Raw genomic sequence first — 13,162 nt, forward strand, 5'->3', positions numbered from 1 at the left:
GGGCGTCGAGGTCGGGCGCGCGCGCTCATTCATGATAGCGGCGCGCGATTGTTCAGTCGGGCGTCGCGGCCCGCGCGAGCGCGGGCGGCCGGGCGCGTTGCCCCGCGAACCGCCTCGTCATGCCCTGCACGACGATCGCCAGCGCGGCGGCTTCGGCAAACGCCGGAATGGCCGGCTGATGCGGCAGCGCGAGCGCGGCGCACAGGCAGAACGCCGCGAACGAGAAGCGGCCGAGCACCATCCCGCGCAGCAGGTGGACGACGAAGTCCGGCCCGTGCGCGCGGTGCGACGATACCGACAGCACGCTGCCGAGGAGCGGAAACACAGCGAGGAGGCCGCTCCATGCGGCGCCGAGCGCGCCGGACAGCGACGTGACGGCAAACGCGAGCATCGCGCCCGCAGCGAGCCGGCCGGCCAGATCGGCGCGCGACAACGGCGCGCGCGGCACGACCGCCGCGCCGCGCGGCAGGCAGGACTGACCGAAGCATGTCGCCGCGAGCGCGACGGCCGTTGCGGCGAGCGGCGTCGCGGGCAGTCGCGCGAGCGCGCTGGCTGCGGCGCCCCAGGCGGCGAGGCCGGCCGCGAGCGCGAGCGGCCACCGATGCCGGCGGCAGGTCCACGCATACGCGAAGTTGAACGCCTCGGACGCGGCGATTGCGGACAGCGACAGCAGCGCCGCATGCGCGCCGAACGTTGGGCCGCGCTCGACGGCGACGAGAAAGAGGATCGGACCGGCGACGACCGGCAGCCCGGCGAGCCAGCCCGCGATCGATGGCCCCCACCATCTGCCCGACATCGACACGAGCAGCAGAAACAGCGGGACCAGCGTGAGCTTCAGCGCGAGCATCGCGGGGGCGTCCGGTAAAAGGAGCATGCTACCAGAGCGCCTCGCGATGCGAAGACGCGGAGCGGCCGTCCGTCCGGGCGAACGTCGCGTCGCCGGCAGGCGTCGCTGTCGCGCGAACGCCCGACGCGCACCGTCCGAATGGCCAACGTGACCGTTGTTTCACATTTGCGAGAGAATCGCCGGCCGCCGCCGTGTTAACATGCGCGTCCCGCGACGCCGTTCGCCGCGCCGGGCGCGGCCTTGCGCACGCCGGCCGCGCTTCGCTCGCGGCGCCTTCCGGCTTCGCCGCCGTCAACCGCAACACCATCCGCAATCATGTCCGCAGGCCTGAATCCCGCTCAAAGCGAAGCGGTGCGCTATCTCGACGGTCCCTGCCTCGTGCTCGCCGGCGCGGGCAGCGGCAAGACGCGCGTCATCACGCAGAAGATCGCGCACCTGATCGAGGCAAAAGGCTTCGAGCCGCGCCACATCGCCGCCGTCACGTTCACGAACAAGGCCGCCGCCGAAATGCGCGAGCGCGTCGGCAAGCTCCTCGAGGGCAAGACGCTCACGACGCCCGGCAAGGAAGGCCGCAAGGTGCCCGTCAACCAGTTGACGGTGTGCACGTTCCATTCGCTCGGCGTGCAGATCCTGCGGCAGGAGGCCGAGCACGTCGGCCTGAAGCCGCAGTTCTCGATCATGGATTCGGACGACTGTTTCGGGATGATCCAGGAGCAGATCGGCACGACCGACAAGGGCCTGATCCGCAAGATCCAGACGATCATCTCGCTGTGGAAGAACGGCCTCGTCACGCCCGAGGAGGCGATGACGATCGCGGCGAACGAGGACGAGCACCAGGCCGCGCTCGTCTACCGGAACTACGTCGCGACGCTGCACGCGTACCAGGCGGTCGATTTCGACGACCTGATCCGCCTGCCGACCGAGCTGTTCGCGAGAAACGAGCCGGTGCGCGACCGCTGGCAGAACAAGCTGCGCTATCTGCTGATCGACGAATACCAGGACACCAACGCGTGCCAGTACGAGCTGCTGAAGCTGCTCGCGGGGCCGCGCGCGGCGTTCACGGCCGTGGGCGACGACGACCAGGCGATCTACGGCTGGCGCGGCGCGACGCTCGAAAATCTCGCGCAGCTCGGCAAGGATTTCCCGAAGCTGCACCTGGTCAAGCTCGAGCAGAACTACCGGTCGACGGTGCGGATTTTGACGGCCGCGAACAACGTGATCGCGAACAATCCGAAGCTGTTCGAGAAGAAGCTGTGGTCCGAGCACGGGATGGGCGATTCGATCACCGTCACGCCGTGCAACGATGAGGAACACGAGGCCGAATCGGTCGTGTTTCGCCTGTCCGCGCACAAGTTCGAGCGGCGCACGCAGTTTCGCGATTACGCGATCCTGTATCGCGGCAACTTCCAGGCGCGCATCTTCGAGCAGGTGCTGCGGCGCGAGCGGATTCCGTACGTGCTGTCGGGCGGCCAGTCGTTCTTCGACAAGGCCGAGATCAAGGATCTGTGCGCGTACCTGCGCCTGATCGCGAACGCCGACGACGATCCCGCGTTCATTCGCGCGGTCACGACGCCGCGCCGCGGGATCGGCAACACGACGCTCGAGGCGCTCGGCGCGTTCGCGGGGCAGGCGAAGGTGTCGCTGTTCGAGGCGGTGTACATGGGCGGGATCGAGGCGCGGCTGTCCGCGCGGCAGATCGAGCCGCTGCGGATCTTCTGCGATTTCATCCAGCGGCTGACCGATCGCGCGGACAAGGAGCCCGCGACCGTCGTCCTCGACGACATGATGGACGCGATCCACTACGAAGCGTATCTGTACGATGCGTACGACGAACGGCAGGCGCAGACAAAGTGGCAGAACGTGCTCGAATTCCTCGAATGGCTGAAGCGCAAGGGGACGAAGCCGGAGCCGGGCGAGGCGCTCGACGGCGAGGCCGAAGGCTTCCACAACGCGGACGGCCTCGCCGATACAGGCAAGAACCTGCTCGGGCTGATCCAGACGGTCGCGCTGATGTCGATGCTCGAAGGCAAGGAAGAGGACCCGGACGCGGTGCGGCTGTCGACCGTGCACGCGTCGAAGGGGCTCGAGTATCCGCACGTGTTTCTCGTCGGCGTCGAGGAAGGGATCATGCCGCACAGCGGCGGCAGCGACGACGGCCCGATCGACGACGAGCGGATCGAGGAAGAGCGCCGGCTGATGTACGTCGCGATCACGCGCGCGCAGCGCAGCCTGCATCTGAACTGGTGCAAGAAGCGCAAGCGGGCGCGCGAGACGATTGTCTGCGAGCAGTCGCGCTTCATCGCCGAGATGGGGCTCGACGAAGCGCCGCCGCCGACGCCGGAAGAGGCGCCGATGACGCCGAAGGATCGGCTCGCGAGCCTGAAGGCGTTGCTGCAGAAGTGACACGGGCCGGCGCGCGGTGCGATGGCGGATGATGTCGTTCGGTGCGTTGCGTTCGGCCCATTGGCCAGCCAGCTCGACGGGCGAATTGGCCGATGCGCGGCTGCCTTTCGAGACTGCTCTCCGATTGCCGGCCTCCGACAAAGCAGAACCCCCGCGATGCTTGCGCAACGCGGGGGTTTTTCGTTCGTTGTGCTGGCGCGCGTGTTACTTGGCGGCGTTGACCATGTAATCGACCGCCGCCTTCACGTCGGCGTCCGACGCGCTCGAGCCGCCCTTCGGCGGCATCGCGCCCTTGCCGTGCAGCGCGTAGTTGTAGACGGTATCCATCGAATCCTTCAGGCGCGGCGCCCAGTCGGCCTTGTTGCCGAACTTCGGCGCGTTCAGCACGCCGGTGGCGTGACAGGCCTGGCACGTCGATTCGTACAGCGCCTTGCCGGCCGACGCCGAGTTTTCCGCGTTTGCACCGGCCGCGGGCGCTTCGCCGGATTTCGGCAACGCGGCGATCGCGGCCATTGCGGCGGCGGCCTGCGCGTTGGCGGCCGTCGCATCGGATGCGCCCGGCGCGGACGCGCCCGAGGCGGGGGCCGCGTTTGCGGCGGGCTGTGCCGGTTCGGCGAACTTCGCGCCGCCCTGATTTGCCATATAGACGACTGCGCGCGCGATTTCGTAGTCGCTATAGTCGTCGGGGTTCGTGCCGCCGCGCGGCGGCATTGCGCCCTTGCCGGTCAGCGCGAGGTGCAGGACTTCGTCGTAGCCGGCGGCGATGCGCGGCGCCCAGGCGGCGGTGTCGCCGAACTTCGGCGCGCCGGCCGCGCCGGTGCCGTGGCAGGTTACACAGACGGCCTTGTAGACTTCCTCGCCTGATTTGTAGACGCGCGGCGCATTCGCGTCCTTGATGTCGACCTGCGCGATGGGGGCGATGCGTTTCGCGATGGCTTCGTCGGACAGGCCGTCGGTGCCGGCGCCCGTGCGGAACGCGTGATTGGCGTAGGTGGCGAACAGGACGATGATCGCGATCGGGATGACGAATGAAGCGATGATAACTGCGATGAGTTGCCCGGGGGTTTTGATGGGGGCTCCGTGGGATGCTTCGCTCATGCTTGCCTCGTCTCCGTGAATAGGAATTGTGAGCGGTACGGCAATGAATGGCTGGGGGTGAAGCTCGGTCGATTATAGACGACGGAACGTTTACATGGCGGCGAGCGATCGGCTGGCGCGTGTTTACCCGCACGTCGGGGGCTTGGGGTGCTTGGCGGGGCGATGCCAGAAGGCGGCGGGGCGGATGCTGCAGGGCTTTCGTATGAAGGCCTCGATAAACAAAGGGATGGGAGCCGGAGGGGGGGTGTAAACAAGAATCGGCTGAGGTTTACGCTCGACTTTTGCCCGAGAGATTGCCTCGATCAGCGGCTTATGCCCGAGCCTTGCCGGCCAGCACGTGGCGATCGACGGCAAGAGCGTGCGAGGCAGCCGCAGCCGCGAGGCATCGGCGCTGCATCTGGTCTCGGCGTGGTGCCCGAATAACGGATTGAGCTTGGCGCAAGTGAGCACGGCCGATAAGAGCAGCGAGCTGACGGCGATTCCGGAATTGCTGAAGGCGCTGGAGTTGACCGGCGCGACGGTGAGCATCGATGCAATGGGCACTCAGCACGAGATTGCGCGAACCCTCGTCGAGGCCAAGGCGGACTACGTGCTGGCGGTCAAGGAGAACCGCCGAAGCTGGCCGAAGGGATGCGTCGGTGGTTCGCCGAGGCCCGGCAGGACCAGTTGGAGCACTCCTACTGGGAGCACGTCGAGCATGACAAGGCGCACGGCCGCCTCGAAACCCGAATCTGCCGCGTCGGCGAGGACGTGGACTGGCTGTGTCGGCACTGGGCCGGGAGTGGGCCGGCATCAAGCGGCTGGTGATGGTCGAGAGCACACCCCATATCGGCGAGAAGCTCACGACCGAGCAGCGCTACTACATCAGCTCGAAACCGGCCAAGGCGGCGGAAATGATGCAACTGATCCGGGCTCATTGGGGCATCGAGAACCAACTGCACTGGGTGCTCGATGTCTCGTGGGGCGAAGATGCCTGCCTGATCCGCGACAAGATCGCCGCCCGCAACATGGCGACCTTGCGCAAAATGACCCTCAATCTGGCCCGGCTGGCTCAACAACAGCAGCCCAAGAAGGTCAGCCTCAAAAACATCCGCAACCTTGCCGCCTGGGATCCCGATCTGCGAAGTTCCATTCTCGGCCTTCAATGACAAGGGCTTTCATGCGGAAGCCCTGGCGGATGCTGCAGGGCTTCCGCATGAAGGCCCCCATGAATCAAGGCTGAGAGCGGAAAAGGTTGTTGTAAACATTTGGCGTCTCAGGTTTACTCTCGATTTTTGCCGGACGAGAGATGCCAACGATCATGGACGCGTTTGCCGAACTGCGAGACCCGCGCTGCCGCGCCTGCCGTTATCCGTTGCAGGAAATCCTGTTTGCCGCCCTGTGCGCGGTTTTATGCGGCGTCGAGGACTGGGAAACGATGACACTGTGGGGCCGCACGCAGCTTGCTTGGCTGCGTAGCCATCTGGCGTATGAGAACGGCGTGCCGTCGCCCGATACGTTCCGGCGGGTATTCGGCGCGCTCAGTGCGAAAGCGTTTGAGCGCTGCTTCATCGACTGGGTCGGGCAACTGTGTCCGGCGCTGGCTGGCCAGCATGTGGCGATTGACGGCAAGGCGGTGCGCGGCAACCGTAGCGGCACGCATGCGGCGCTGCATTTGGTGTCGGCATGGTGCTCGAACAACGGCTTGAGCCTCGGGCAAGTGAGCACGGCCGATAAGAGCAATGAGATCACGGCGATCCCGGAATTGCTGGCCGCGCTCGATTTGCAGGGCGCGACGATAACGATCGACGCGATCGGCACGCAGCACGAGATCGCACGCACGATCGTGGAGGCCGGGGCCGACTACGTTCTGGCGGTCAAGGACAATCAGCCGCGACTGGCCGAAGGCGTGCGCCAGTGGTTTGCGGCTGCCCAGGACGGCAAGCTCGAAAGCTCGTACTGGGAGCACACCGAACATGACAAAGGCCACGGGCGGCTGGAGACCCGGGTTTGCCGGGTCAGCGATGATGTGGCGTGGCTGAGCGGGACAGGACAGCACTGGGCGGGTCTCCAGCGGCTGGTGATGCTTGAGCGCACACGCCAGATTGGCGAGAAAGTGACGACCGAGCGCTGTTACTACATCAGCTCGAAAGCGGTGAAAGCAACTGAGATGGCTCCGATCATCCGTGCTCATTGGGGCATCGAAAACCAACTGCACTGGGTCCTCGATGTCTCGTGGGGCGAGGATGCCAGCCTGATCCGCGACACCCTGGCCGCCCGCAACATGGCCAGTCTGCGCAAGATCACACTCAATCTCGCCCGGCTGGCTCAGAGTCGGCAGCCCAAGAAGGTGAGCCTGAAGAACATCCGTAACCTCGCCGCATGGGATACCGCTATGCGTGACTCCATCCTCGGCCTTGCCTGACATGCCTCTTCATGCGGAAGCCCTGGCGGATGCTGGGCCGCGGTGGACGGTCCAGCGGAAACAAGGTATCCTTGCAATCTTGCTACGCGTTGCGAACATCTAGGGTCGCATCGCATCCGTAAGCGCCCGTAGCTCAATGGATAGAGTACTGCCCTCCGAAGGCAGGGGTTGCTGGTTCGATCCCAGCCGGGCGCGCCAAGTCTTTGTTTTCTTGGGCTTTCTCAGCCGCGTCAGCCGGTTTTGAAGTCAAGCTCACCACGGCGGTAGCGCCAAGCACCACAGTCGCCGCTACACCCGCCGCACGCAGATTCCCCAAAGCACGTTGCCACACCGAGCTACGCTCTGCGTCCAGTTCCATTTCGACTTCGGCTAGCGTCTCGAACACGGGTACGCCTGCCACCTCTGCAAGCAGCATGATGTCGGCCGCATCGGGCTTGCGTCGGCCCGCTTTCCAGTCACTTATGCGCGAGTGCGGGCGTCCGATTTTCTCGGCGACGGCGAGCTGCGACCCGGTCGCATCCTTGGCGCGTTCGATCAATTCCGCAATATCCATACGATTCCTCTTGACGTGTACCAAATTGGTACGTAGGATTCCCAAAACGGTACATGTACCAATCAGGTAATGTGCGCAGTCTAACAGCCCATGGGGAAAGGTAAACCCCGTGATGATGGGGCCATATCACAACCAAACGGGGGTAGGTGGTGCCGAAATACCAAGTCCATGCCTACACGCAGTGCGGTCACAACCGCGTTGCCGTTGTCGCCATCACGGCTCGCAATGCCGAAAGTGCACGCGGCAAGGCCCGCTCGGAGCTGTCGCGTCGCGGTCGCCGCGCCGAGTCCCTCACGTTAATTTCCGTTCAAGTCAGTGCGCCGTCTAGCGCTATCGCTCGCATGACGTAGGAGGGCGTAGTTCCCCTGTGGTAAGCCGCGCCATTTCGGCCCTCGGATAGCGCGGTGTTTTGTGGACGGCTGACCTAGCGTCCACCTTTTTCGATTAGCGCGTTCGTCGCGCATGCATGCGGAGTTCAGGCGGCTCCGTTCAACGTGAATAGCAGTCCTAAATCAAGGAACGACGATGGCAAAGCAAAAGTTGACGATTCTGCAAGTGATCGCGCGTAGCGGCATCTCGAAGCGCACGAATCAACCGTGGGAAATTCACACGGCGCAATGCGTGTTAGAGCAGGACAGTAGCGACGGCAAGCAAATCCTCGTTGGAACCATCAACTTGCCGAACGCGATGAAAGATTCTGCGCCCGGTGACTACCTCGCCGAATTCGCGCTTCAACAGTCGATGGAAGGCAAGCTCGAGCCGCGCATCGTCTCGCTCGTTCCGTTCGGCCGACCGACCGCGAAGCCGGCCGCGAACGCTACCGCATAACCCGTCATGGGCTATCGGTCGTTCGAAGCTGGCCCGCCAGAACGGCCGTCTACATCCGGGCCAGAACCTGAGAGAGAAAGAGTATGAAGAAACTGTTTGCAGCAGCAGCTATGGCGGTCGCGAGCGTGGGCGCGTTCGCGGCGGACGCGGGTATGCCGGCGATGGACGTTTCAGTCGTCGTGGATTCGATCAAGAGCATTGGCCCGAGTGTCGCGCTCGTCGGCGGTGCGGTGCTGGCGCTCGCGGCAGTGACGTACGGCTATCGCGTGATCAAGGGCTTCATCGGTCGCTGATCGCGGAGCACGACAGGCCCCCGGTATGCCTCGTTGCGCCGGGGGCTTTTTTCATGGAACGGATCGAATGAAACGCTTGCTGTGTGTCGCGCTGGTTGGCGTCGCCTTGGGCGCGCACGCAGCGCAGGGAATCGATGTGGTCGTGTGCGGCGCTGCGCCTGCTTCGGCGGCTGTTGGTGTTCAAGTGCCGTGCACGTTGTCGGATGGCTCGGCCGGTGTGCAGCAGGTCGCGCATCTGACGCTCGTCAACGATGGAGCGACGGGCGATGCGCCGATTTCAGGCGGTATTGAGGCAGGTATGGCCGTTGGCAGCGCAGTGCTGCTGGTGTTGGCGATCGCGTTCGGTATGCGCGCATTGCGGCGCTTCGTGGATTCGGCATCGGAGAGTTGATCATGCTTTGGTTCTGCATCGAGTTCGGGGTGGTGGTCGTGACCATCTATACGGCCGGATTGATTTTGATGTCATGAGGCTTGCTCACCTTCTTATCGTGGCGCTGCTGATTGCGTCGTTTGCGACAGCATCAGCGGGTGCGCCGCCGAGTCCCGCGCCTGCACCTGCGCCTGCACGAGTGCATTTTGATCCGCATGGAAATGTCGTGGTCGAGCCGGGAACGATCGCTAAACCTGCGGGGCCGCTCGATCGTGTGGTCGAGGCGACCGACGCAACGTCGCCGCTCGATCGCGTGACCGTCGCTACCGAATCGCGTGGTTCGATGCAGTTGGCGGGTGTGATCGCTGCGACTGAGGCGAAGCGGGGGCATGACGCATTGGACGCGGTGGCTGAGGCGACGATTGCGCATATCAACACGATCACGAGCGTGGGCGGTACGATTGCCGGTGGGCTCGCGACAGCGACTTGTTCGATAGGAAGCGGTTTTCTTGGTGTGGCCGCGTGCGCTGCGATAGGTGCCGTGGTCGGCACGTCCGTGCAGGTTGCGCTGGATGGCTTGATTCGATGGGCTTTCCCGAGCAAACCGTCGCTTACGATTAAGGAGGTGGCTAAGGCGACGGATAACGCTAACGCGCCTTGCCCGACGACTGGCTTTGCCAGTTGGTACTACGCTTGTACAAGTAACACGGACGGCGCCATTTGCTGGCCCGATCCCAATCGATACGGGGGCCGTCGTGGTGATATCACTGGTTTTTTTAACGTTGACGTGAGTAAGTTGCCGACGGATGTCATTGCCCATGGCAACCGGTTGACTGTTTTTCTCAGCGACATATATCCGAAGTGTCAGCGTGAGCCAAATTACCGTGAACAAGGGCGCTCACAACCAGTAACGGACGCTTTGAAGTTAATGCCGGATTCGGATCGTTCCAAGCCGATCAATCCGACGATTGTTGCGGCGCTGGCTAACGCATTGTGGCAACAGGCGAGCAACCAGCCCGGTTATCAAGGCGTGCCGTACGATCCAACCTATCCGATCAGTGCGGATGACGTGAGCGACTGGAATCGGCGGAATCCGCAGTGGGTGCCGAGTGTGGACGAGTTCGCGTCAGTGAGTCCAGGCGGCGGATCGACAAGACTTCCGATGCCGAACGGTAATCCCGGCGCGGGTACGAGCCCCGGCACTGGCGCAGAGCCCGGTACCGGCACGAACCCCGGCACGGGCACGGAGCCCGGTACCGGCACGAATCCCGGCACGGGCACGGAGCCCGGTACCGGCACGAATCCCGGTACCGGTACGAATCCCGGCACTGGCACGAATCCCGGCACTGGCACAAATCCCGGCACTGGCACAAATCCCGGTACCGGCACGAATCCGGGGGATGGTGGCGGCAAACCGCTGCCGCCGCCTGACGTGTGCGCCTTGCATCCCGATGCGTCCGGATGCGCGCCGCTCGGCAGTGCGAACGATGTGCCGGTCGGCCACGATTCCAAGAGCGTTTCACTGTCGCCTGTCTCGGTTGGCTTGCGGAATGGGGTGTGTCCGCCGCCGCGCCAAGTTACGGTGCTCGGGGCCGATCTTTCGTTTAGCTATGAGCCGATTTGCGAGTTCGCGATCAAGCTGCGTCCGTTGATCTTGTTGGGGTGCGCGCTGCTTGCCGGTCTGATTTTCATCATGGGGTTGATGGCATGAGTTGGGCGAGCTTGCTGGTGTCGCTGGTCGGGCCGATCGTTACGCGTGTGCTCGTCGCGCTCGGCATCGGTCTTGTGACGATCACGGGAATCGATCTCGCGTTCGATCAGGTCGTGCAGTGGATGAGCGCGAGCGTGGGCGGTTTGAGCGCCGATATCGCGAACGTGCTGGCGCTCGGTGGCGTGGGCGATGGCATCGCGTATGTGCTCGGCGGGCTCTCGGCGCGCGTGTCGTTCTACATGCTCACGTCTACAACCAAGATGGTGTTCAGCAAATGATCACGCTGATTACAGGGGTTCCGGGAAGCGGTAAGACGCTGCATGCGGTCTGGTTGCTGACGAAGATTGCGAAGGGGCGTCGCGTGATGGTCGACGGCATTCGCGATCTGGCAATCGAGCACGTCGAGATTGACGAACCTTGGTTGCGCCAGTGGCATGAAAAAGCTGAGGCGCACGACCTGATCGTGATCGATGAGGCGCAACGCATCTACCCGCCGACGACAGTCAGCCAAAAGCCGACGCCAGACGTGGAGCAACTGCACGTGCATCGTCACAAGGGCGTCGACTTCATCCTCATCACGCAGCATCCGCAGCGGATCAGCAAGACGGTGCGCGATCTGGTCGGGCGGCATATCCACGTGCGCAACCTGTTCGGGCTCAAGCGCGCGATGCTGTATGAATGGGACCATTGCCACAATCCGAGCAGCCTGAAAGACGCGGTGAAACGGCAGTGGCGTTATCCGCGTGAGGTGTTCAAGCTCTACACGAGCGCTGAAGTCCATACGAAAAAGCAGGCGGTCATTCCCAAAGCGCTGTTTGTCGTGCCGATCGCGTTGGTGCTGTTCATCGTGCTCGCGGTGAAGATTTTCCATAACGCGCGCGGCGGCTTCGGCATTACGCCCGGAATGGGGGCTTCCGCGCCAGTTGCGACGACAGCGCTGTCTTCGCAGCCCTCGTCGTCGCAACAGTCGGCCGGTGCTGCGGCGCAGTCGCCCGATTGGCGCGTTGCGGGGCGTTACGCGATCGGCAGTGCGGGTTACGTGGTGTTGGCTGCGTCGGACGGCCGGTTGCGTGTTGTGTCCAGTGCGGATTTTCGCGGCGAAGGTGTGCGGCTGACGGGTGATGTGGACGGAAAGATGGTGAGCGGGTGGACGGGCGCGCGAGCGGGGAAAGCAGAACAAGGCGAGAGGGCGAGATGATGCGATTGTGGGCGCTTGTTGGGTGCGTAGTGCTGTACGCGGGTGTCGCTGCTGGCGCGGTGCCTCCGCTACCGACGCTGCCGGCCGATCCGAGTTTGGCGACTGTGGCGGCACCGGCGTCATCGGCCGCTCCGATCATCACGCCGTTGAAGCACGTGCGCGGCACAGCGTTTGATTTGCGATTCGTGACGGTCGCGCAAGTGGTCGATTTGATCTATCAGGATGCGATGCGCACGCCCTATGTGCTCGGACCCGACGTGCTCAACGATATGCGCTTGGTGTCGTTCCGCCTGGACGATCAAACCCGCGACGTGCGCGCTGTCATGGTCGATTTTCTCGATTCGCTCGGCTTTCGCGTGACGACTAAGAACGGCGTCGATTACGTCGCGAGAAAGGCGGCTGACAGTCGGGCGCGAGTCGATCAGGAGGTGTTCGTCTATCGGCCGCGCTATCGAAGCGCCGAGTCGCTGCGCGGCCTGGTCGAGCCGGTGATCGGCACACGATCGATGATGCCGATGTCTGCGATTGCTGCTGCGTCGCCCGCTGCGGCAAGTCCGGTTCAGGTTCCGGGCGCGCCGATCAGCTCGGCGAGCGATGTTCTGGTCGCGCCAGTGGCTGCGGGCGTGCAGGCGCGCGGTAACGAGCTGGTGATCGTCGGCTCGCATGATGAAGTCGCGATGCTTCGGAAGCTGGTGCCCGATCTCGATACCGCGCCGGGTGAGGTTGTCGTGCGCGGATGGGTGTATGAGGTCGCTAACACTGATTCGGCTAACTCGGCGTGGAGCATCGCGGTTCGGTTGTTGAGCGGACAGCTCAGGCTTTCGAGCGGGGACACGTCGTCTGATGCAAGCGCGATGAGATTCACGGGGCCGGGCGTCGACGCGGCGATATCCGCGCTGAACGCCGATTCGCGATTCAAGGTCGTCAGCTCGCCACACGTGCGGATCGTCTCGGGCGAACACGTGCGGCTGAATGTCGGGCAACAGGTGCCGACGCAATCGAGCGTCAGCTATCAAGGGTCGAGCGGCACGCCCGTTCAGTCGATCACGTATCAGGATGCGGGCTTGATATTCGACGTGGAGCCGACCGTGATGCGCGATGTGATCGAGTTGAAGGTGCGTGAGGAGATTTCCGATTTCGTCGCGACGAAAACCGGCGTCGACACGTCGCCGACGAAAAATACGCGCCAGCTACAGACGGTCACGCGCTTGAGGGATGGCGAACTGGTGGTGCTCGGCGGGCTGATACAGGATCGCGACGCGACGGCGCGCAGTGGGTATTCGTGGCTGCCGAGCTTTTTCGATGGTCGTTCCAGCTCGAAGCAACGGACAGAGGTGCTGCTCGTGTTGCAGGTTCAGCGAATCTGAGCGAGTCAGCGAATTTTATTTATCGTTACATGTAACGGATATTGATTTGTCGTTACGCGTAACGTAAAATAAGGTCAATGTCGATAAGGA

General features: G+C 63.7%; 12 protein-coding genes, 1 tRNA gene and 2 pseudogenes. 12 read left to right on the plus strand and 3 right to left on the minus strand.

The window, feature by feature from the left end; translation table 11 throughout:
- Window positions 1–52: 52 nt before the first annotated feature.
- Window positions 53–847, minus strand: coding sequence for a hypothetical protein (locus AQ610_RS00800; protein ID WP_006023883.1), 795 nt, complete (start codon window positions 845–847; stop codon window positions 53–55).
- Window positions 848–1,162: 315 nt separating this feature from the next.
- Between AQ610_RS00800 and AQ610_RS00805 the strand changes: the two genes are divergently transcribed.
- Complete coding sequence (locus AQ610_RS00805; protein WP_006023881.1) at window positions 1,163–3,250, plus strand: UvrD-helicase domain-containing protein; 2,088 nt, start codon at window positions 1,163–1,165, stop codon at window positions 3,248–3,250.
- Between the two features lie 204 nt (window positions 3,251–3,454).
- On the opposite strand, the gene AQ610_RS00810 is transcribed toward AQ610_RS00805, so the two are convergent.
- Window positions 3,455–4,348, minus strand: a complete 894-nt coding sequence (locus AQ610_RS00810) for a c-type cytochrome (RefSeq protein ID WP_006023880.1) — start codon at window positions 4,346–4,348, stop codon at window positions 3,455–3,457.
- A 358-nt stretch (window positions 4,349–4,706) separates the two neighbouring features.
- On the opposite strand from AQ610_RS00810, the pseudogene AQ610_RS37130 reads away from it, so the two are divergent.
- The 4 genes and pseudogenes from AQ610_RS37130 to AQ610_RS00830 all read left to right on the plus strand — a co-directional run.
- Window positions 4,707–4,946, plus strand: a pseudogene (locus AQ610_RS37130) (ISAs1 family transposase); the annotation flags it as partial.
- Between the two features lie 163 nt (window positions 4,947–5,109).
- A complete protein-coding gene (locus AQ610_RS37135; RefSeq protein WP_231748937.1) occupies window positions 5,110–5,496 on the plus strand; it encodes an ISAs1 family transposase in 387 nt (128 codons plus the stop codon).
- Between the two features lie 140 nt (window positions 5,497–5,636).
- Window positions 5,637–6,752 (plus strand): ISAs1 family transposase, encoded by a 1,116-nt coding sequence (locus tag AQ610_RS00825; RefSeq protein ID WP_006029871.1) that lies wholly within the window; start codon window positions 5,637–5,639, stop codon window positions 6,750–6,752.
- Window positions 6,753–6,874: 122 nt separating this feature from the next.
- Window positions 6,875–6,950: transfer RNA gene (locus AQ610_RS00830), tRNA-Arg, on the plus strand.
- A gap of 244 nt (window positions 6,951–7,194) precedes the next feature.
- On the opposite strand, the pseudogene AQ610_RS37140 reads toward AQ610_RS00830, so the two are convergent.
- Window positions 7,195–7,305: pseudogene (locus AQ610_RS37140) on the minus strand (transcriptional regulator); the annotation flags it as partial.
- Between the two features lie 525 nt (window positions 7,306–7,830).
- On the opposite strand from AQ610_RS37140, the gene AQ610_RS00835 reads away from it, so the two are divergent.
- The 7 genes from AQ610_RS00835 to AQ610_RS00865 all read left to right on the plus strand — a co-directional run bounded on the left by AQ610_RS00835 (window position 7,831) and on the right by AQ610_RS00865 (window position 13,072).
- On the plus strand, window positions 7,831–8,133 hold the full coding sequence (locus tag AQ610_RS00835) for a hypothetical protein (protein ID WP_006023876.1): 303 nt from the start codon (window positions 7,831–7,833) through the stop codon (window positions 8,131–8,133).
- A gap of 83 nt (window positions 8,134–8,216) precedes the next feature.
- Window positions 8,217–8,426 (plus strand): major capsid protein, encoded by a 210-nt coding sequence (locus tag AQ610_RS00840; RefSeq protein WP_043281867.1) that lies wholly within the window; start codon window positions 8,217–8,219, stop codon window positions 8,424–8,426.
- 67 nt (window positions 8,427–8,493) lie between these two features.
- A complete protein-coding gene (locus AQ610_RS00845; protein ID WP_009913966.1) occupies window positions 8,494–8,817 on the plus strand; it encodes a hypothetical protein in 324 nt (107 codons plus the stop codon).
- 73 nt (window positions 8,818–8,890) lie between these two features.
- Entirely contained in the window at window positions 8,891–10,507 is a 1,617-nt protein-coding gene (locus AQ610_RS00850) for a virulence factor TspB C-terminal domain-related protein (protein WP_043281866.1), read from the plus strand.
- Window positions 10,504–10,785: a DUF2523 domain-containing protein gene (locus AQ610_RS00855; RefSeq protein ID WP_038777072.1), complete on the plus strand. Its 282-nt coding sequence runs from the start codon at window positions 10,504–10,506 to the stop codon at window positions 10,783–10,785. Before AQ610_RS00850 ends, AQ610_RS00855 begins: the two co-directional genes overlap by 4 nt.
- Window positions 10,782–11,705 (plus strand): zonular occludens toxin domain-containing protein, encoded by a 924-nt coding sequence (locus tag AQ610_RS00860; protein ID WP_009913961.1) that lies wholly within the window; start codon window positions 10,782–10,784, stop codon window positions 11,703–11,705. The genes AQ610_RS00855 and AQ610_RS00860 overlap by 4 nt, the downstream gene beginning before the upstream one ends.
- Window positions 11,702–13,072, plus strand: coding sequence for a type II secretion system protein GspD (locus tag AQ610_RS00865; RefSeq protein ID WP_043281864.1), 1,371 nt, complete (start codon window positions 11,702–11,704; stop codon window positions 13,070–13,072). The genes AQ610_RS00860 and AQ610_RS00865 overlap by 4 nt, the downstream gene beginning before the upstream one ends.
- Window positions 13,073–13,162: the final 90 nt, after the last annotated feature.

Origin of the sequence: Burkholderia humptydooensis (assembly GCF_001513745.1) — a bacterium.
In the GTDB taxonomy this organism is placed as follows: domain Bacteria; phylum Pseudomonadota; class Gammaproteobacteria; order Burkholderiales; family Burkholderiaceae; genus Burkholderia; species Burkholderia humptydooensis.